The organism is Streptomyces sp. NPDC001100 (genome assembly GCF_053598575.1).
On sequence record NZ_JBSFKO010000040.1, the window covers coordinates 1 to 18,339 of the forward strand.

At 68.8% G+C, this 18,339-nt stretch carries 16 protein-coding genes, 2 pseudogenes and 1 riboswitch; of the genes and pseudogenes, 13 read left to right on the top strand and 5 right to left on the bottom strand.

All coding sequences use genetic code 11. The features are described from left to right. The first annotated feature begins 166 nt into the window (after positions 1–166). From ACWDEW_RS39545 to ACWDEW_RS39590, 10 genes are all read left to right on the top strand, one after another. Positions 167–775 (top strand): CDP-alcohol phosphatidyltransferase family protein, encoded by a 609-nt coding sequence (locus ACWDEW_RS39545; protein ID WP_450519755.1) that lies wholly within the window; start codon positions 167–169, stop codon positions 773–775. A gap of 114 nt (positions 776–889) precedes the next feature. Next, entirely contained in the window at positions 890–3,385 is a 2,496-nt protein-coding gene (locus tag ACWDEW_RS39550; RefSeq protein WP_019075736.1) for a mannose-1-phosphate guanyltransferase, read from the top strand. A 167-nt stretch (positions 3,386–3,552) separates the two neighbouring features. Then, complete coding sequence (locus ACWDEW_RS39555) at positions 3,553–4,389, top strand: DUF881 domain-containing protein (RefSeq protein WP_450519757.1); 837 nt, start codon at positions 3,553–3,555, stop codon at positions 4,387–4,389. After that, a complete protein-coding gene (locus ACWDEW_RS39560) occupies positions 4,386–4,718 on the top strand; it encodes a small basic family protein (RefSeq protein ID WP_019059351.1) in 333 nt (110 codons plus the stop codon). The genes ACWDEW_RS39555 and ACWDEW_RS39560 overlap by 4 nt, the downstream gene beginning before the upstream one ends. A gap of 5 nt (positions 4,719–4,723) precedes the next feature. Further along, on the top strand, positions 4,724–5,560 hold the full coding sequence (locus tag ACWDEW_RS39565) for a DUF881 domain-containing protein (protein ID WP_450519760.1): 837 nt from the start codon (positions 4,724–4,726) through the stop codon (positions 5,558–5,560). 61 nt (positions 5,561–5,621) lie between these two features. Beyond that, the gene (locus ACWDEW_RS39570; protein WP_450519762.1) at positions 5,622–6,503 is read left to right on the top strand and encodes an FHA domain-containing protein; all 882 of its coding nucleotides are present in this window, start codon (positions 5,622–5,624) and stop codon (positions 6,501–6,503) included. Between the two features lie 43 nt (positions 6,504–6,546). Next, the gene (gene ftsR, locus ACWDEW_RS39575) at positions 6,547–7,284 is read left to right on the top strand and encodes a transcriptional regulator FtsR (RefSeq protein ID WP_450519764.1); all 738 of its coding nucleotides are present in this window, start codon (positions 6,547–6,549) and stop codon (positions 7,282–7,284) included. 85 nt (positions 7,285–7,369) lie between these two features. Next, a complete protein-coding gene (locus ACWDEW_RS39580; protein ID WP_006123076.1) occupies positions 7,370–7,843 on the top strand; it encodes a bifunctional nuclease family protein in 474 nt (157 codons plus the stop codon). A gap of 216 nt (positions 7,844–8,059) precedes the next feature. After that, complete coding sequence (locus ACWDEW_RS39585) at positions 8,060–8,704, top strand: MerR family transcriptional regulator (protein ID WP_450519766.1); 645 nt, start codon at positions 8,060–8,062, stop codon at positions 8,702–8,704. A gap of 57 nt (positions 8,705–8,761) precedes the next feature. Next, complete coding sequence (locus ACWDEW_RS39590; RefSeq protein WP_450519768.1) at positions 8,762–10,264, top strand: DNA polymerase IV; 1,503 nt, start codon at positions 8,762–8,764, stop codon at positions 10,262–10,264. On the opposite strand, the gene ACWDEW_RS39595 is transcribed toward ACWDEW_RS39590, so the two are convergent. Beyond that, complete coding sequence (locus tag ACWDEW_RS39595) at positions 10,186–10,557, bottom strand: PRC-barrel domain-containing protein (RefSeq protein ID WP_450519770.1); 372 nt, start codon at positions 10,555–10,557, stop codon at positions 10,186–10,188. The two genes, ACWDEW_RS39590 and ACWDEW_RS39595, sit on opposite strands and share 79 nt — an antisense overlap. A 114-nt stretch (positions 10,558–10,671) precedes the next feature. Further along, positions 10,672–10,767: riboswitch (glycine riboswitch) on the top strand. A 179-nt stretch (positions 10,768–10,946) separates the two neighbouring features. Here ACWDEW_RS39595 and gcvP point away from each other — a divergent pair. Continuing rightward, on the top strand, positions 10,947–13,832 hold the full coding sequence (gcvP, locus tag ACWDEW_RS39600; RefSeq protein WP_450519772.1) for an aminomethyl-transferring glycine dehydrogenase: 2,886 nt from the start codon (positions 10,947–10,949) through the stop codon (positions 13,830–13,832). Between the two features lie 96 nt (positions 13,833–13,928). On the opposite strand, the gene ACWDEW_RS39605 is transcribed toward gcvP, so the two are convergent. Genes ACWDEW_RS39605 through modA form a run of 3 tightly spaced genes read right to left on the bottom strand, consistent with a single transcriptional unit; the run spans position 13,929 to position 16,665 of the window. Next, positions 13,929–14,993: an ABC transporter ATP-binding protein gene (locus tag ACWDEW_RS39605; RefSeq protein WP_450519774.1), complete on the bottom strand. Its 1,065-nt coding sequence runs from the start codon at positions 14,991–14,993 to the stop codon at positions 13,929–13,931. Next, positions 14,990–15,847: an ABC transporter permease gene (locus ACWDEW_RS39610; protein WP_450519776.1), complete on the bottom strand. Its 858-nt coding sequence runs from the start codon at positions 15,845–15,847 to the stop codon at positions 14,990–14,992. Before ACWDEW_RS39610 ends, ACWDEW_RS39605 begins: the two co-directional genes overlap by 4 nt. Then, entirely contained in the window at positions 15,844–16,665 is an 822-nt protein-coding gene (modA, locus tag ACWDEW_RS39615) for a molybdate ABC transporter substrate-binding protein (RefSeq protein ID WP_450519778.1), read from the bottom strand. Before modA ends, ACWDEW_RS39610 begins: the two co-directional genes overlap by 4 nt. 205 nt (positions 16,666–16,870) lie before the next feature. Between modA and ACWDEW_RS39620 the strand changes: the two are divergent. After that, a pseudogene (locus ACWDEW_RS39620) lies at positions 16,871–17,361 on the top strand (molybdopterin-dependent oxidoreductase). Here the strand turns inward: ACWDEW_RS39620 and ACWDEW_RS39625 are convergent. Then, positions 17,273–17,978 (bottom strand): annotated as a pseudogene (locus tag ACWDEW_RS39625) (xanthine dehydrogenase family protein molybdopterin-binding subunit); the annotation flags it as partial. The pseudogenes ACWDEW_RS39620 and ACWDEW_RS39625 overlap by 89 nt on opposite strands. Before the next feature lie 50 nt (positions 17,979–18,028). On the opposite strand from ACWDEW_RS39625, the gene ACWDEW_RS39630 reads away from it, so the two are divergent. Next, a complete protein-coding gene (locus ACWDEW_RS39630; protein ID WP_450519780.1) occupies positions 18,029–18,334 on the top strand; it encodes a PucR family transcriptional regulator in 306 nt (101 codons plus the stop codon). Positions 18,335–18,339: the final 5 nt, after the last annotated feature.

Sequence of the window (18,339 nt, forward strand, 5' to 3'; positions counted from 1 at the left end):
CAGCGCCGATGGTACTGCAGGGGGGACCCTGTGGGAGAGTAGGACGCCGCCGAACTCCTTTTAGATCTCTGGCTCTTGGGCACGCAGCCCAAGAGCCAGAGCTTTTTTGCGTTGGGGTAAGGTCAGGGAGCATCGTTGGCTCGTTTTCCCCACAGGAGGCCCCCGGGTGGAGGTCCAGGAGACCCGCGTCCAGACAGACCGGGTGCTCACCATCCCGAACATCCTCAGCATGGCGCGCCTGGTCGGCGTACCCATCTTCCTGTGGTTGATCCTCAGGCCCGAGTTCGGAGGCCCCAAGAGTGACGGCTGGGCGCTCCTGGTGCTGATGCTGAGCGGGGTCAGTGACTACCTGGACGGTAAGCTCGCGCGGCGCTGGAACCAGATCAGCAGCCTTGGCCGGCTTCTTGATCCGGCCGCGGACCGGCTCTATATTCTCTCGACTCTCGTCGGACTCACCTGGCGCGAGATTCTGCCAATCTGGTTGACCGCTGCGCTGCTGGCGCGGGAGCTGGTTCTGTTGGTAGTGGTGGGCATCCTCAGGCGCCACGGGTATCCGCCGCTACAGGTGAACTTCCTGGGTAAGGCCGCGACGTTCAACCTGATGTACGCGTTCCCGTTGCTGTTGCTCAGTGACGGAAGTGGATGGCTTCCGTCACTCGCAGCGATTTTCGGATGGGCGTTCGCCGGATGGGGTACAACGCTGTACTGGTGGGCAGGAGTCCTCTACGTGGTACAAGTCCGCCGCCTGCTGCGTGCGGATGCCACGGCCGACTGACCTTGCCGATAGGGCGGTAACAGTCGCTCGATGGCCCGCTGAGCAAAAGTGCGGGACAATCTGGACTGGTGCAGTCGGCTAGACCGTCGTCTCTCAGAGGAGGACGCTTCCGACATGAAGGCCGTAGTGATGGCCGGAGGCGAAGGCACACGCCTTCGCCCCATGACCTCAAGCATGCCCAAGCCACTGTTGCCCGTGGTCAATCGACCGATCATGGAGCACGTGCTCAGGCTGCTCAAAAGGCATGGACTCAATGAGACCGTAGTCACCGTGCAGTTCTTGGCCTCGCTGGTCAAGAACTACTTCGGTGACGGCGAAGAGCTCGGCATGGAGCTCTCGTATGCCAATGAGGAGAAGCCACTCGGTACCGCCGGAAGCGTCAAGAACGCCGAAGAGGCGTTGAAGGACGATGCCTTCCTCGTCATCTCCGGTGATGCCCTGACCGACTTCGACCTCACCGAACTGATCAATTTCCACAAGGAGAAGGGTGCGCTGGTCACGGTCTGTCTGACCAGGGTGCCCAATCCGCTGGAATTCGGCATCACCATCGTCGACGAAGAGGGAAAGGTCGAGCGTTTCCTTGAGAAGCCGACCTGGGGCCAGGTCTTCTCGGACACGGTGAACACGGGCATCTATGTGATGGAGCCTGAGGTCTTCGACTATGTCGAGGCCGATGTTCCGGTCGACTGGTCCGGCGATGTCTTCCCGCAGCTGATGAAGGAGGGAAAGCCGGTCTACGGCTTTGTCGCCGAGGGCTACTGGGAGGACGTCGGCACTCACGAGAGCTATGTGAAGGCGCAGGCCGATGTCCTGGAGGGCAAGGTCGACGTCGAGATCGACGGCTTCGAGCTGTCGCCGGGCGTGTGGGTGGCCGAGGGGGCCGAAGTGCACCCGGACGCGGTTCTCCGCGGGCCGCTCTATATCGGTGACTACGCCAAGGTGGAGGCCGGCGCCGAAATCCGTGAGCACACCGTCATCGGTTCGAACGTCGTCGTGAAGACCGGGGCTTTCCTGCACAGGGCGGTCGTGCACGACAACGTGTACGTCGGCCAGCACAGCAATCTGCGTGGCTGTGTCGTTGGAAAGAACACCGACATCATGCGAGCGGCCCGGATCGAGGACGGCGCCGTCATCGGTGACGAGTGCCTGATCGGTGAAGAATCGATCGTGCAGGGCAATGTGCGGGTCTACCCGTTCAAGACGATCGAAGCCGGTGCCTTCGTCAACACGTCGGTTATCTGGGAGTCCAGAGGACAGGCGCACCTCTTCGGTGCGCGCGGTGTGTCCGGGATCCTGAACGTGGAGATCACGCCGGAGCTGGTGGTGCGTCTCGCCGGCGCCTACGCGACGACCCTCAAGAAGGGCTCCACGGTCACCACGGCCCGCGACCACTCCCGAGGTGCCCGTGCGCTCAAGCGGGCGGTGATCTCCGCCCTGCAGACCAGCGCCATCGACGTACGGGATCTGGAGAACGTACCGCTGCCGGTGGCCCGGCAGCAGACCGCGCGGGGCAGTGCCGGCGGGATCATGATCCGGACCACGCCCGGGGTGCCGGACTCCGTCGACATCATGTTCTTCGACAGCCAGGGCGCCGACCTCTCGCAGGGGAGTCAGCGCAAGCTGGACCGGGTGTTCGCACGGCAGGAGTACCGGCGTGCGTTCCCCGGTGAGATCGGGGACCTGCACTTCCCGGCCAGCGTCTTCGACTCGTACACCGGGTCCTTGCTGCGGAATGTCGATACGACCGGGATCGCCGACTCCGGCCTGAAGGTCGTGGTGGACGCTTCGAACGGCAGCGCCGGGCTCGTGCTGCCCAGCCTGCTCGGCAAGCTCGGTGTGGATTCGCTGACGATCAATCCCGGTCTCGACGAGTCCAGGCCGACGGAGACCGCGGACACGCGGCGCTCGGGGCTGGTGCGGCTCGGCGAGATCGTGGCCTCCGCGCGGGCCGCGTTCGGGGTGCGGTTCGACCCGGTCGGTGAGCGGTTGTCGCTCGTCGACGAGAAGGGTCGGATCGTCGAGGACGACCGGGCCCTGCTCGTGATGCTCGACCTGGTGGCCGCCGAGCGGCGCAGTGGACGGGTGGCGCTGCCGGTGACCACCACGAGGATCGCCGAGCAGGTGGCGGCCTATCACGGGACCCAGGTCGAGTGGACGACGACCTCGCCGGACGACCTGACCAGGGTCGGTCGCGACGAGACGACCATCTTCGGCGGCGACGGCAAGGCCGGGTTCATCATCCCGGAGTTCAGCAGCGTCTTCGACGGTGCCGCCGCCTTCGTACGACTCATCGGGCTGGTGGCGCGTACGCAACTCACGCTGAGCCAGATCGATGCGCGGATTCCGCGGGCGCACGTCCTGAAGCGGGATCTGGCGACTCCCTGGGCCGTCAAGGGACTTGTGATGCGCCGGGTCGTGGAAGCGGCCGGTGATCGCTTTGTCGACACCACGGACGGGGTACGCGTGGTGGAGACCGACGGGCGCTGGGTGATGGTGTTGCCGGACCCGGCCGAGGCGGTCACTCATCTGTGGGCCGAAGGGCCCGACGACGCCTCCGCGCAGGCACTGTTGGACGAGTGGTCGGCGGTCGTGGACAGCGCCGGACGGTAAAACGCGGACCACGCGCGCGTGCCGGACATGTCTCCCCAAGGGGGCCTGTCCGGCACGCCGGTGGGGCCATTCGGAGGTACGGGCCACCACGTGCGACGATGTGCGGCATGCCGCAGCAGCCCCCCGTTCGGAGCACACCCACGCGCCCTGCGCGTCCGGACGCATCCATGTCGCTGCTCACCAACGTCATGGACCACAGCCTCGACGAGGGTTACGCCGAGGCAGCCGCCCGGAAGAAGGCAGCGGGCGCGAGCGGCATGCCGAAGACCCTCAAGGCGAAGGTCGGTCTCGCCGCCGGCCTGGTGCTGGCGGCCCTTGTCGTGACGCTGGGAGCGGCACAGGCGCGGGTGGCCGCCCCCGTGGTGGCCAAGGAGCGCCAGGAACTGATCGACCGTATCGACAAAGAGACCAAGTCGGCGGACGAGCTGGAAGACACCGTCGACACGCTCCGGGACGACGTGAGCGCGCGGCAGCGGGCGGCGCTGAAGACGAGTGGCGGCAGCGGCCAGGCGGACCTGGTGAGCATGCTGTCCGGTGCCACCGCGGTGCACGGCCCCGGTGTGAAGCTCGTCGTCGACGACGCGAAGGAAGCCAGCAGCGGCGGAGGCGACAACCCGCGCGAGACCGCGGACTTCTCCGACACCGGGCGGGTGCGCGACCGCGACATGCAGCGGGTGGTCAACGGACTGTGGGCGGCGGGTGCCGAGGCCATCTCCGTCAACGGGCAGCGGCTGACGGCGCTGTCCGCGATCAGGGCCGCGGGCGACGCGATACTGGTCGACAACAGGCCACTGGTACCGCCCTATACGGTGCTCGCGGTGGGGGACGGCAAGCGTCTGAGCACGCGGTTCCAGAACGGTGCCGACGGGCTCTATCTGAACGCTCTGGAAGACAACTACGGCATCAGGGCGACCATCGCCGTGGAGAGCGATCTCCGGCTGCCCGCCGCGCCGAGTGTGATCGTACGAACAGCACAGCCGAGAACTGAGAAGGGCACATCGTGATCGCCGTACTGGGCCTCATCGTGGGAGTGGTGGCCGGAATCCTGGTCCGGCCTGAGGTGCCGGTGGTCGTCGAGCCGTATCTGCCGATCGCGGTCGTCGCGGCGCTCGACGCCGTCTTCGGTGGTCTGCGGGCGATGCTCGACGGCATCTTCGACGACAAGGTCTTCGTCGTGTCGTTCCTGTCGAACGTGGTCGTGGCCGCGCTGATCGTGTTCCTGGGCGACAAGCTGGGCGTCGGCGCCCAGCTGTCCACGGGTGTCGTGGTCGTTCTCGGGATCCGGATCTTCTCCAACGCCGCGGCCATTCGCCGGCACGTCTTCCGGGCGTGAGGTAGATGAGCAACGAGGACGAGCAGCCGGAGAACAGGCTGCGCAGGGAACTGCCCGAAGAGGTACCGGCGTCTGCTTTTGCGGAGGCGCCGGTCGCCGAGGAGACGCCTGCTCCCACCGTCACGGGTCGGCAGCGGCTGGTCCAGGGGCTGTGGCCGCCGCGCGCCAGTAGGGCCCAACTCATCGTCGCCGTGCTGCTGTTCGGCCTCGGCTTCGGGCTGGCCGTGCAGGTCGCCTCGAACAGCAACAGCGACAGCGCGCTGCGCGGGGCCCGGCAGGAAGATCTTGTGCGCATTCTCGATGAACTGGACGACCGTACTCAGCGTCTTGAGGACGAGAAGCAGGGTCTGCAGAAACAGCGCGACGAGCTGGAGAACAGCTCCGACCAGGCCGAGGAGGCCCGCAAGCAGACCGCCGAGAAGGAGAAACAACTCGGCATTCTGGCGGGCACCGTGGCCGCGCAGGGACCCGGCATCACGATGACCATCGATGACACGAAGGGAACGGTCGAGGCGGACATGTTGCTCGATGCGGTCCAGGAGTTGCGCGCGGCCGGCGCGGAGGCGATCCAGGTGAACGGCGTCCGTGTGGTGGCCGGCACCTATCTGACGGACTCCGACAAGAGCGTGAGCGTCGACGGGAACAAGATCAACGCCCCCTATCGTTTCAAGGTCATCGGCAAGCCGCAGGATCTCGAACCGGCGCTCAACATCCCTGGAGGTGTGGTGCAGACTCTTGAGAAGGAGCAGGCCACCGTTACCGTCGGGCGGTCGAGCAAGATCGTCGTGGATGCCTTGCGGGCCGCGAAGCAGCCTGACTACGCTCGGTCGTCCTCCCGGTGAACCGGGGGTGCATGCGGACCGTCCGGCGAGGGCATGAGCTTGCGGGGGGTCGGCGCACCGATTGGGTGGTGCGTGGTGGAAACTGTCTGGTGGATACGGACGTTGTGAGGATGTCCGGGTCGACCGGTGTGTTCAATCAGGGTTCGTCCTGCCCCACGGGCGGGTCTGTTTCGGTCAAGGGGAATCGCCCGTGAAGTTGTTTGCGAAGTTGTTCGGCAAGAGTGCGAAAGAGAGTGGCGACAATCAGACCGCTCGCCATCGCGCACAACCGGACGCGGAGGGCCAGCGTCCGCTGTTCCGTGACCAGGTCGCTGGTCAGGGCGCGCCGTCGGTTGACCCTGCGCAGTCCGGCGACATAGGTTTCGGGCAACCGTCAACCTCAAGTACGGGTGGAGGGTTTTCCCTTATGTCGGCCCTGGTGTGTACGAGGTGCGGTAACCGCAACGCGGAGAACAGCCGCTTCTGTTCCAACTGCGGTGCGCCACTGCGCCCCGGTGTGACCCCGGAGCGTGCGTCCGAGACGACGTCCACGATCTCCATCTCCGGTCTTGAGGCCTACGACGCCGAGGTGACCGGCCAGACGCAGATGCCGACGCTCTCCCCGGAGGCCCAGGCGGCCGTCGACGCCCTGCCGCTGGGCTCGGCGCTCCTGGTGGTGCGGCGCGGTCCGAACTCGGGCAGCCGCTTCCTGCTGGACGGCGAGCTGACCACTGCCGGCCGTCATCCGCAGAGCGACATCTTCCTGGACGACGTGACGGTCTCGCGCCGCCATGTGGAGTTCCGGCGTGTTGCCGACGGTTCTTTCACAGTCGCCGACGTCGGCAGCCTGAACGGCACGTACGTCAACCGCGAGCGCATCGACTCGGTCCCCCTGGCCAACGGTGACGAGGTGCAGATCGGCAAGTACCGGCTGGTGTTCTACGCGAGCCAGCGGGGCTACTGACCCTCCCTCGGACTGTGTCCGGGGGATTCCCCCAGGAAGGTCCATGCTTCAAACACCGAGCGGCGGTGCCGGGCACGGTACCGCCGCCGCGGACACCGGGCTGATGAGCATCGGCACGGTGCTGAACACGCTGCGCGACGAGTTCCCCGAAGTCACCATCTCCAAGATCCGTTTCCTGGAGTCGGAGGGGCTCATCGAGCCGCAGCGGACCCCTTCCGGATACCGCAAGTTCAGCCCCGCCGACGTCGAGCGCCTCGGCCATGTTCTGCGGATGCAGCGGGACCACTATCTGCCGCTCAAGGTGATCCGCGAGCACCTCGAAGCCATGGAGCGCGGAGAGGCCGCCCCGCTGCCCACCGTAGGCCGTCAACGGGACGGCGAAGTCGTCCTGGAGCCCGTGGAGGGCCCCACGGCGGCCCGGATCGGGCGGGCCGAGCTGCTGGCCGCCGCCGGGATCGGTGAGCAGGAGCTCGACGAGTGGGAGTCGTACGGACTCATCGCTCCACTGCCGGACGGCGTGTACGACGCGGAAGCCGTCACCGTGGCCGGGCTCGTCCTGGAGTTGGGGCGGTTCGGGATCGAACCCCGGCACCTGCGCGCCATGAAGGCCGCGGCGGACCGCGAGGCCGGGCTCGTCGACCAGGTGGTCGCCCCACTGAAGCGGCACCGCAATCCGCAGACCAGGGCCCACGCGGAGGCCCGTACGAAGGAGCTGGCGGGGCTCACGGTGAAGCTGCACGCCGCGCTGGTGCAGACCGCGCTGGGTGTACGCCTGCCCTGAGCCGGGCGGGATTACGGCAGCCTGATCGGTCACCCGATCCCGGCCCGACTACCCAAACGTCCCGGGCACGGCCTAGGGTTGCTGTGTGAACGAGCTCGATGTCGTAGGTGTCCGGGTCGAAATGCCCTCCAACCAACCGATCGTGCTCCTGCGTGAAGTGGGAGGCGACCGCTACCTCCCCATCTGGATCGGGCCCGGGGAGGCGACGGCGATCGCCTTCGCACAGCAGGGCATGGCCCCCGCACGACCGCTGACCCACGACCTGTTCAAGGACGTGCTGGAGGCCGTCGGCCAGGAGCTCACCGAAGTACGCATCACGGATCTGCGTGAGGGCGTCTTCTACGCCGAGCTGGTGTTCGCCAGCGGAGTCGAGGTGAGCGCCCGCCCGTCCGACGCCATAGCGCTGGCACTGCGCACCGGGACGCCGATCTACGGCAGCGACGGCGTGCTCGACGACGCCGGCATCGCGATCCCCGACGAGCAGGAGGACGAGGTGGAGAAGTTCCGCGAGTTCCTCGACCAGATCTCGCCCGAGGACTTCGGGACCAACAGCCAGTGAGATCGACGGCCGGCAGGAAAATGCTGGCATTTGCCACCGGCGTGTGAGAGCGTCCTGCGGCCCGCCGCGAGAGCATTCGGCTAGCCTTTCCCCGCGGTGGGGTACGGGAAACCACTCCTAGGGTGATTATCACTCGGCGTGCCTAGCGTGGCGATCGTTGACGCACCCCTGGTGACTGCCTACCGTCGAGAAGGCAGGTCAAGGACGGAGGTCGGCGTGAGAAGCAGCGGCGACGGTACGGCTGGGGGTGCCCCGGAACGCAGTTTCGGGGACAGTGGCCCGTACCCGCTTCATGGCAGTGCGGCCGATCACGCTCCGCATCGACCCACTGCCGTGCCGAGCAGTGGAGGGGCGACGGCCATGGCGTCCGAGCAGATCGGCTACCGGGGCCCTACGGCCTGTGCGGCGGCCGGCATCACCTATCGGCAACTGGACTACTGGGCACGCACGGGGCTCGTCGAGCCCAGCGTGCGGCCCGCACACGGGTCGGGGACGCAGCGGCTCTACAGCTTCCGCGACGTCGTCGTCCTGAAGATCGTCAAGCGGTTCCTCGACACGGGTGTGTCGCTGCAGAACATCCGCAGCGCCGTGCTGCACCTGCGGGAGTGCGACTTCCGCGATCTGGAGCGCATGACGCTGATGAGCGACGGCGCCACGGTCTACGAGTGCACCTCGCCGGACGAGGTCCACGCCCTGCTCCAGGGCGGCCAGGGGGTCTTCGGGATCGCCGTGGGCGTGGTGTGGCGGGATGTCGAGAGCGCCCTGTCGCAGCTGCACGGGGAGCGCGTCGACACCGGCGAGACGCTGCTCGGGGTCAACCCCGCCGACGAGCTGGCCAGGCGGCGCAACCGGGCCGTCTGAGGACCCGGCGGGAGCCGTGGCGGGGCATTGTCAGTGGCGTAGGGCAGCATCGGAGATGTGAGAACCGCGCCCACGATCCTGCATCTCGACATGGATGCCTTCTTCGCCTCGGCGGAGCAGGCATCCAAGCCGAGCCTGCGCGGGAAGGCCGTCGTCGTGGGCGGTCTCGGGCCGCGCGGGGTGGTGGCCACCGCCTCGTACGAGGCACGGGTTTTCGGGGTGAACTCGGCGATGCCCATGGCCCAGGCGCGCAGACTCGCTCCGAACGCCGCGTATCTCGTGCCGCGCTTCGGGTTCTACCGGTCGATCAGCGAGCAGGTGATGGCCCTGCTGCGGGCGCTGTCGCCGCTTGTGGAGCCGCTGAGCCTGGACGAGGCGTTCGTGGATCTGGAGGCCGGTGAGGCGGCCTGGGACGCCGAGTCCGCGCGGCGGGCCGGGGAGCGGCTCCGCGCCGACATACGGGCGGTCACGGGGCTCACCGGCTCGGTCGGTCTCGCGGCCTCCAAGATGCTCGCGAAGATCGCCTCCGAGCGGGCCAAGCCCGACGGGCTGGTGCTGATCGAGCCGGGGAGCGAGCGGGCGCTGCTGGGACCGTTGTCGGTGCGCACGCTGCCGGGGGTCGGACCGGCGACGGGCGACCATCTGCGGCGGGCCGGGATCACCACGGTCGACGAGATCGCCGAGGCGGGCGAGGACGAGCTCGTACGACTGGTCGGCAAGGCGCACGGGCACGCGCTGTACGCCATGGCGCTCGCGCACGACGAGCGGCCCGTGGTGGCCGAGCGGGAGACCAAGTCGGTGTCCGTCGAGGACACCTACGACGTGGACATCCACGATCGGATCCGGGTGGGCCTGGAGGTGCAGCGCCTAGCCGACCGGTGTGTACGGCGGCTGCGGGGCGCCGGGCTGTCGGGGCGGACCATCGTGCTCAAGGTGCGGCGGTACGACTTCTCGACGCTGACGCGCTCCGAGACGCTGCGCGGGCCCACCGACGACCCGGGGGTGGTGCGGGAGGCAGCGGCGCGGTTGCTGGACTCCGTGGACACCACGGGCGGGGTGCGGCTGCTGGGGGTGGGTGTCTCCGGGCTCGCCGACTACACGCAGGAGGACCTGTTCGCGCAGGCGGCGGGGGAGCAGGCCGACCTTCTTGAGGAGGAGCACACGGAGGAGGAAGAGGGAGGGGAGCAGCCGGCGCCCGTCGAGCGGCGCTGGCCCGCGGGCCACGATGTGCGTCACGCCGGGTTCGGGCACGGGTGGGTGCAGGGCAGCGGGCTGGGGCGGGTCACCGTGCGGTTTGAGACGCCGGAGGATGCCGGGCCCGGGCGGGTGCGGACGTTCCGGACCGACGATCCCGAGCTGGAGCCGGCGGAGCCGCTGCCGTTGGTGACGCGGGACGCGGGTGAACTGGCCGTGGCATCAGGGCAGTTGGTGGCGCCGCCCCCGGAGAATCGAAGACCCGCCGACCCTCTCGCCGCCTCGGCTCAGGCGTCGTCCGAGCCCGCCAGTCTGCCGAAGTCGCGGTCCGGGAGGGAGGGCGGTGGGGCCACGTCGAGGCCGTAGTGGTGGTAGAGCTGGAGTTCCTGGTCGGGGGAGAGGTGGCGGCCCACGCCGAAGTCGGGGGCGTCCTTGATCAGGGAGCGGTCGAAGGGGATGTGCAGGGTGCCCTCGATGAGCTCGCTGGGCTCCAGGGGGACGAAGGCGTCCCTGGAGAACAGGCCGGTGCGTATGGCCGCCCACTCCGGTACACCGGTCGCGTCGTCGAGGTAGACCTCGTCGATCGTGCCGATCTTGGCGCCGGTGCGGTCGAACGCCTTGCGGCCGATCAGGTTGCGCGGATCGATATCGGTCTGCACGGGCCCTCCTCCTGGTCGCAACTCATTCGTAAACTCTACAAAAGAGCACAATCGGGCCGGTGGCCACTCGAAAGCTCGGCTGCACCGCTCGCTGGTAGGCTGGCGAGCGGCTGCTGACCCCGTGCGGGAGAGTCCTCCAGACTTCATCGGAGGCGCCGAAGGAGCAAATCCTCCCCGGAATCTCTCAGGCCCACGTACCGCACGGACGAGGTCACTCTGGAAAGCAGGGCGGGTGCCGGCGACGGCCCTCGCTCTCACCGACGGTGAAAGCCGGTGACCCTCGGGTGACCGGTGAAGCTCTCAGGTTGAGATGACAGAGGGGGAGGCCGTCCGGCACCCCACTGTCGTGGTGCCCTCGAAGGTCGTGTCCGACCAGGAGGCCTCCCAAAATGACCACCCCTCGCACTTCGCTCTCCGAGCTCGAACAGGGCATCCCGTTCGAGCAGCGCCACATCGGCCCCGACCAGGAAGCGCGGGCCAAGATGCTCGCGCAGGTCGGCTACGGCTCGCTCGACGAGCTCACGGCCGCCGCGGTCCCCGATGTGATCAAGAACGCCGATTCCCTGGACCTGCCCGGTGCTCGTACCGAGGCCGAGGTGCTGGCCGAGCTGCGTTCCCTCGCGGACCGCAACGAGGTCCTCGGTTCCATGATCGGACTCGGGTACTACGGGACCTTCACCCCGCCCGTGATCCTGCGCAATGTCATGGAGAACCCGGCCTGGTACACGGCCTACACGCCGTACCAGCCGGAGATCTCCCAGGGGCGGCTCGAAGCCCTCCTCAACTTCCAGACCATGGTCGCCGACCTCACCGGGCTGCCGACCTCCGGCGCCTCCCTGCTCGACGAGGGCACGGCCGCCGCCGAGGCCGTGGCGCTCTCGCGGCGCATGGGTAAGAACAAGAAGGGTCTGTTCCTGGTCGACGCGGACGCGCTGCCGCAGACCATCGCCGTCATCGAGACCCGCGCCGAGCCGGCCGGTGTCGAGGTCGTCGTCGCCGACCTCAGCGACGGCATCCCGGCCGACATCGCCGAGCGCGAGATCAACGGCGTGCTCGTGCAGTACCCGGGCGCCTCCGGTGCCGTACGCGACATCAAGCCGCTGATCGAGCAGGCCCACGCGCTCGGCGCCCTCGTCACCGTCGCCGCCGATCTCCTCGCGCTCACGCTGCTCAAGTCGCCCGGCGAGCTGGGCGCGGACATCGCGGTCGGTACGACGCAACGCTTCGGGGTGCCGATGGGCTTCGGCGGGCCGCACGCCGGATACATGGCCGTGCACGAGAAGTTCGCGCGCAGCCTGCCCGGGCGGCTCGTGGGCGTCTCCGTCGACGCCGACGGACACAAGGCCTACCGCCTCGCCCTGCAGACCCGCGAACAGCACATCCGCCGCGAGAAGGCCACCAGCAACATCTGCACCGCCCAGGTGCTCCTCGCCGTCATGGCCGGCATGTACGCCGTCTACCACGGGCCCGAGGGGCTCAAGGGCATCGCGCGGCGGACGCACCGGTACGCCACGATCCTCGCCGCCGGGCTCACCGCCGGCGGTGTCGAGGTTGTCCACGGCGGCTACTTCGACACGCTGACCGCGCGCGTTCCCGGCCGGGCCGCCGAGGCCGTCGCCGCCGCCCGCGAGGACGGGGTCAACCTCCACCTCGTGGACGCGGACCAGGTGTCCATCGCCTGCGACGAGACCACCACCCGCGCCCAACTGGCCGCCGTATGGGCCGCGTTCGGGGTCGAAGGGGACATCGAGGCGCTCGACGCGACCGCTGAGGACACGCTGCCCGAGGCGCTGCTGCGGAACGACGCGTACCTCACGCACCCCGTCTTCCGGGACCACCGTTCCGAGACCGCGATGCTGCGCTACCTGCGCAAGCTGGCCGACCGGGACTACGCGCTAGACCGGGGCATGATCCCGCTGGGCTCCTGCACGATGAAGCTCAACGCGACCACCGAGATGGAGCCGGTCACCTGGCCCGAGTTCGGGCAGCTGCACCCCTTCGCGCCCGCCGAGCAGGCGCAGGGATACCTCACGCTCATCAGGGAGTTGGAGGAGCGGCTGGCCGAGGTCACCGGGTACGACAAGGTGTCGCTGCAGCCCAACGCCGGTTCGCAGGGCGAGTTGGCCGGACTGCTGGCGGTGCGTGGGTACCACCGGGCCAACGGTGACGAGCAGCGGACCGTGTGTCTGATCCCGTCCTCCGCGCACGGCACGAATGCCGCGAGTGCCGTGATGGCCGGGATGAAGGTCGTCGTCGTGAAGACCGCCGAGGACGGCGAGATCGACGTCGAGGACCTGCGGGCGAAGATCGAGCAGTACCGCGACGAGCTGTCGGTGCTGATGATCACCTACCCGTCCACGCACGGGGTGTTCGAGGAGCACGTCGCCGACATCTGCGCGCAGGTCCACGAGGCGGGCGGGCAGGTCTACGTCGACGGCGCCAACCTCAACGCCCTTGTGGGGCTTGCCAAGCCGGGGCACTTCGGCGGCGATGTCTCGCATCTGAATCTGCACAAGACGTTCTGCATTCCGCACGGTGGGGGTGGGCCGGGTGTCGGGCCGGTGGGCGTGCGCTCGCACCTGGCGCCGTATCTGCCGAACCATCCCTTGCAGCCTGCGGCCGGTCCTGAGACGGGAGTTGGGCCGATCTCCGCTGCTCCCTGGGGCTCGGCCGGGATTCTGCCGATCTCCTGGGCGTACGTCCGGCTCATGGGCGGCGAGGGGCTGAAGCGCGCCACGCAGGTGGCGGTCCTCAGCGCCAACTACATCGCCAAGCGGCTCGAACCGCACTACCCCGTGCTCTACACCGGGCCCGGCGGGCTCGTCGCGCACGAGTGCATCATCGATCTGCGGCCGATCAGCAAGGCGACCGGTGTCTCCGTCGACGACATCGCCAAGCGGCTCATCGACTACGGCTTCCACGCGCCGACCATGTCGTTCCCGGTGGCCGGCACGCTGATGATCGAGCCGACCGAGTCCGAGGACCTGATCGAGCTGGACCGGTTCTGCGAGGCGATGATCGCGATTCGCGGAGAGATCGAGAAGGTCGGCGCGGGGGAGTGGCCGGCCGAGGACAACCCGCTGCGGAACGCGCCGCACACCGCTGCCGCGTTGGGTGGGGAGTGGGGGCACGCCTACTCGCGCGAGGAGGCTGTCTTCCCGGCGGGTGTTTCCGTTGCCGACAAGTACTGGCCGCCTGTGCGGCGGATCGACCAGGCCTTTGGGGACAGGAACCTTGTTTGTTCCTGCCCGCCGTTGGATGCGTACGAGGACTGAGGCTCGGAGTTCGGCTGCGGGTCCGTTGCGGCTGGGCGCGCCCCGTGGCGGAGCCACAAATTGATACAGCCCCGCGTCCTGAAGGAGCGCTCTGGCTCAGGTTGGATATGAGTGGGTCTGGGTTGCCTTGACGGCGGCCCAGACCGACGCCCCCTGATGCAGGTCCAGTTCGGCTGCTGCCGGTGTCGTCAGGTCTGCTGCCAGGGGGAGTTCGCCGGTCAGGTCGACGCGGATCTGGTCGCCGTGGGTTTCCAGGCCCGCTACCTCGCAGTGCCAGAGGTTGCGGGCGCTGGCGCCGGTCGGGCGGTCTCGGAAGAGAGTCACCGCGCTTGGTGGGAACGCCACGAACACCTCGCCGGTCAGGTCCTCCGTGGTGGTGATCGTGGGGCCGGTGTCGAGTGTGACCGTGTGGCCGTCGGCGCTGCCCTTGTAGAGGTTGAGGCCGACGAGTTGGGCGATGTAGTCCGTGCGCGGGTGGCGGGCGATGTCGGCGGGGGTGCCCTGCTGGACGATCGTGCCGTGCTCGATCACCACCAGCCGGTCGGCCAACACCATGGCGTCCAGGGGGTCGTGGGTGACCAGGACGGCTACCGCTTCGAACTCCGCGAGATGGCGGCGGAGTTGGGCCCGTACGTCCAGGCGGGTGCGGGCGTCCAGGGCGGCCAGGGGTTCGTCGAGGAGCAGGAGGCGTGGGTGGGTCGCCAACGCCCTTGCCACGGCCACGCGTTGAGCCTGGCCGCCGGAGAGTCCCCGGGGCTTGGCGCTCGCGTGCTCGGTGAGGCCCATCCTCTCCAGCCACTCGGCGGCGATGGCCCGGGACTCCGCCTTGGTCGCGCCCTGGCAGCGCGGGCCGAAACCGACGTTGTCGAGTGCGGTGAGGTGCGGGAAGAGGAGGTAGTCCTGGAAGACGACTCCCACCGGGCGGGACTCCGGGGGCATACGGTCCAACTCCGTGCCGTCCAGCCGTAGATGACCGTCCGTCAGGCCGACCAGGCCGGCCAGGGCTCGCAACGCGGTTGTCTTGCCCGCGCCGTTGGGGCCGAGGAGGGCGACCACGTCTCCCGGTGCGGCGGCCAGCTCGACGTCCAGGCGGAAGGTGCCGCGGTCCACGACGAGATGGGCGTCGAGGCCCTTGTCAGGTGTGGTGATGAGGTAGCTCATGAGGTGGTCATCCAGCGGTCCCGAAGTCCTGCCAGGACCGCGATCGAAACGGCCAGGAGGACCAGGCTGAGGGCGATCGCCGCTTCCGGGTCGTTCTGGAGGGCGAGGTAGACCGCGAGGGGCATGGTCTGGGTGCGGCCCGGGAAGTTGCCGGCGAAGGTGATCGTCGCACCGAACTCGCCCAGCGCACGGGCCCAGGCGAGCACCGAGCCGGCTGCGATGCCGGGGGCGATCAGGGGGAGTGTGACCCGGCGGAACGCCGTGAAGCGGGAGGCGCCGAGGGTCTGGGCAGCCTCCTCGTAGCGGGGGTCGGCGGCTCGCAGGGTGCCCTCGACGCTGATGACCAGGAACGGCATCGCGACGAACGCCTCCGCGACCACGACGCCGGTCGTGGTGAAGGGGAGCGTGATGCCGAACCACGAGTCCAGCCACTGGCCCACGACACCGTTGCGACCGAGGGCCAGGAGCAGTGCTACGCCGCCCACCACGGGGGGCAGGACCAGCGGGAGCGTCACCAGGGCCCGGACGACGCGGCGGCCGGGAAACTCCGTGCGGGCCAGCAGCCAGGCCAGTGGCACGCCCAGGACCAGGCACACGGCGGTCGCCAAGGTCGCGCTCAGCAGGGAGAGTTGGAGCGCCTGCCAGACCTCCGTGCTGGTGAGTTGGGACGGCAGCGACCGCCAGGGGGCCCGTACGAGAAGGGCGAGCAGCGGGAGGAGCAGGAACGCCAGCCCCACGAGCGCGGGCACCAGCAGGGGCAACGGCACCCCGTGCCCGGGCATCCGGACGCGGCGACGCCGCGGGCCGCCCTTCAGGGTCTCGGCCGCGGCGTCGGAGGTGTCGAGTTGGGTCACGGCTTGAGGAAGCCCGCCGCGGACAGCACCTTCTGGCCCTCGGCGGACTGCACCAGCGCGATGAACGCCTTGGCGGCGACGGCGTTGGGCGCGTTCTTCAGGAGGACGATCGGGTAGTCGTTGATGGCGTCGGCGGACTCGGGGAACTCGACGCCCTCCACCTTGCTGCCGGCCGCGTGCACGTCGGTCTTGTAGACGACCGCCGCGTCGGCCTCCTTCAGCACCACCTTGTTGAGGGCGGACTTGACGTCCTCCTCGTACGACACCGGGGTGAGCTTCAACTTGCTTGCCGTCAGCGCCTTTTGGGCCGCGGCGCCGCACGGCACCGTCTTGTCGCAGAGCACGACCTTGAGGCCGGACTTGGTGAGGTCCTTCAGGGAGGCCACCTTGTCGGGGTTGCCCGGCAGGGTGGCGATCTCCAGCTGGTTGCGGACGAACGTGGCCGGGGTGCCGACGCCGTCCCCCTTGTCCGTGACGATCGCCATGGTCTTGGGGCTCGCGGCGGCGAACACATCGGCCGGGGCACCGCTGGTGATGCTCGCGGCGAGGGCGTCGCTGCCGGCGAAGTTGAAGGTGACCTTGGTACCCGGGTGCGCCGTCTCGAACTCCTTGCCCAGGGTCGTGAACGACTCCTTGAGCGAGGCGGCGGCGAAGACGGTGACGGTGCCGGACATCTTCGGGGACGCGGACGCCGAGGTGTTGGACTTAGAGGAGGACGAGTCGTCGCTGGAGGAGCAGGCGCTCAGGGCCAGCAGCGCGGCGGCTCCGGCCCCCGCAACCTGCAGGGTCCGGCGGGTCCGACGCGCGGAACGGGTCATCACGGTTCTACTCCTCTGATTCTGCCGATAACGGATGGTCGCGCCCTTGCCCGACCGCAACGGCCGTGCCGCGATGATACTGCCGCATATGCAAGGTGTAAGTCTCCTGTCGCATCGCATGAGCTGTGCTATTCCCTTGTGGGGTGCGCATGTGCGTTTGTACGGGACTGCCGTCCGGGCATCACATTCCGGGAGGTGACGGCTCGTGACGCTCGCGCAGCTCGACCTGACGGGGGACCTCGCCCGGCCCGCCCGGCTCACCGTGCCCGACCTGCTGAACTGGCCGCTGCACCGGGTGCGGTCAGCTTCGAGTGCGCCACCAGCGGCACCCAGGTCCACCGCTTCGCGGGACCACGGCTCTACGACGTCCTGTCCGCGGCCGGTCCCGGCTTCGACCCCGTCCGCCGCAAGGACCGGTTGCGCTTCCTCATCGCGGTGAGCGGTACGGACGGGCACCACGCGCTGCTGTCCTGGGCCGAGATCGACCCCGACTTCGCTCATGCCCCTGTTCTGCTCGCCGTGAGCATCGACGACACCCCGCTCGACCGTGCCGGGCCGCAACTGGTGCTTCCGCAGGACCGTTGCGGGGCCCGGCACATCAGCGGGATCAGTGCGATACGGGTGGACGGGGGGTACGGCGCGGCGAGTCGGCCAGTGCCGGCCACCCCCGGTCGCGGGTCGGCGGAAGGTCGGTGAAGCGGACGCCCGTCGCGTCCCGCAGGGCGTTGGCGAAGGCGGGCGCGACCGGGTTGAAGGGACTCTCGCTCATCGACTTGGCGCCCAACGGCCCGATGGCGTCCGCCGTTTCCATGAAGTGCACCTCGGTGCGCGGCACGTCCACGTACTGCGGGAGCCGGTAGCGGCGGAACGCGGCCGTCTCCACTCTCCACCGCGCCCTGCCCGTCGATGCGGACGCTCTCGAAGAGGGTCGCGCCGAGCGCCTGGGCGACCCCACCCTCCACCTGGCCCCGGCACTGCATCGGGTTCATCACCGTTCCCGCGTCCGCCGCGTGCACACTGCGCAGGATGCGGATCTCGCCCGTGTCCGGGTCCACGGAGACCCTGAACCACTGCGCGTTGAAGGCCACGGAACGCGGGGTGCCGCCGAAGTGTCCGTCGGCGCTGAACTCCGTCCCGACCGCCGCACCGGCCGCGTGCAGCTCCTTCAGCGTCAGACGGCCGTTCGGGTTCAGTACGGTCTCCTCCGCCAACCGACAGTCGGCGGGCGGGAGTTGCAGCCGGGCGGCGGCGAAGTCGAGCAACCGGTTCGCAAGGGCGCGGGATGCGCGCAGCGTGGTCTTGCCCGCCACCACGTTACGCGCTCACCTCGGCACGCGGTACCGCACGTCACGGGTCCGCGCCCGTGGACGCCTCCGTGCTCACCGGGCTCGACGTACTGCTCACGGGTGTGCCGGCCGAGGTCCGTACCGCCTTCGGCTGGACCGTGCTCGCTGAACTGCGGCGCAACGCCGTGCTGTTGGAGACGGTGGAGAGCTTCCTCGCCTGTGACGGGTCCTGGGCGCGGACCGCGGAGGCGCTGCGTCTGCACGTCAACTCCGTGCACTACCGCATCGCTCGCATCGAGCACTTCACCGGCCGTGACCTCTCCCGGCTCGACGATCGACTCGACCTGTGGGCAGCCCTGTTGTGCCGGACGGACAGCGCCTAGCCTGC

Excerpts from the sequence above, each read along its gene's own strand:
- ACWDEW_RS39550 (WP_019075736.1), top strand. The coding sequence starts at position 890 with ATGAAGGCCGTAGTGATGGCCGGAGGCGAAGGCACACGCCTTCGCCCC.
- ACWDEW_RS39555 (WP_450519757.1), top strand. The coding sequence starts at position 3,553 with ATGTCGCTGCTCACCAACGTCATGGACCACAGCCTCGACGAGGGTTAC.
- ACWDEW_RS39565 (WP_450519760.1), top strand. The coding sequence starts at position 4,724 with ATGAGCAACGAGGACGAGCAGCCGGAGAACAGGCTGCGCAGGGAACTG.
- ftsR (WP_450519764.1), top strand. The coding sequence starts at position 6,547 with ATGCTTCAAACACCGAGCGGCGGTGCCGGGCACGGTACCGCCGCCGCG.
- gcvP (WP_450519772.1), top strand. The coding sequence starts at position 10,947 with ATGACCACCCCTCGCACTTCGCTCTCCGAGCTCGAACAGGGCATCCCG.
- ACWDEW_RS39605 (WP_450519774.1), bottom strand. The coding sequence starts at position 14,993 with ATGAGCTACCTCATCACCACACCTGACAAGGGCCTCGACGCCCATCTC.
- modA (WP_450519778.1), bottom strand. The coding sequence starts at position 16,665 with ATGACCCGTTCCGCGCGTCGGACCCGCCGGACCCTGCAGGTTGCGGGG.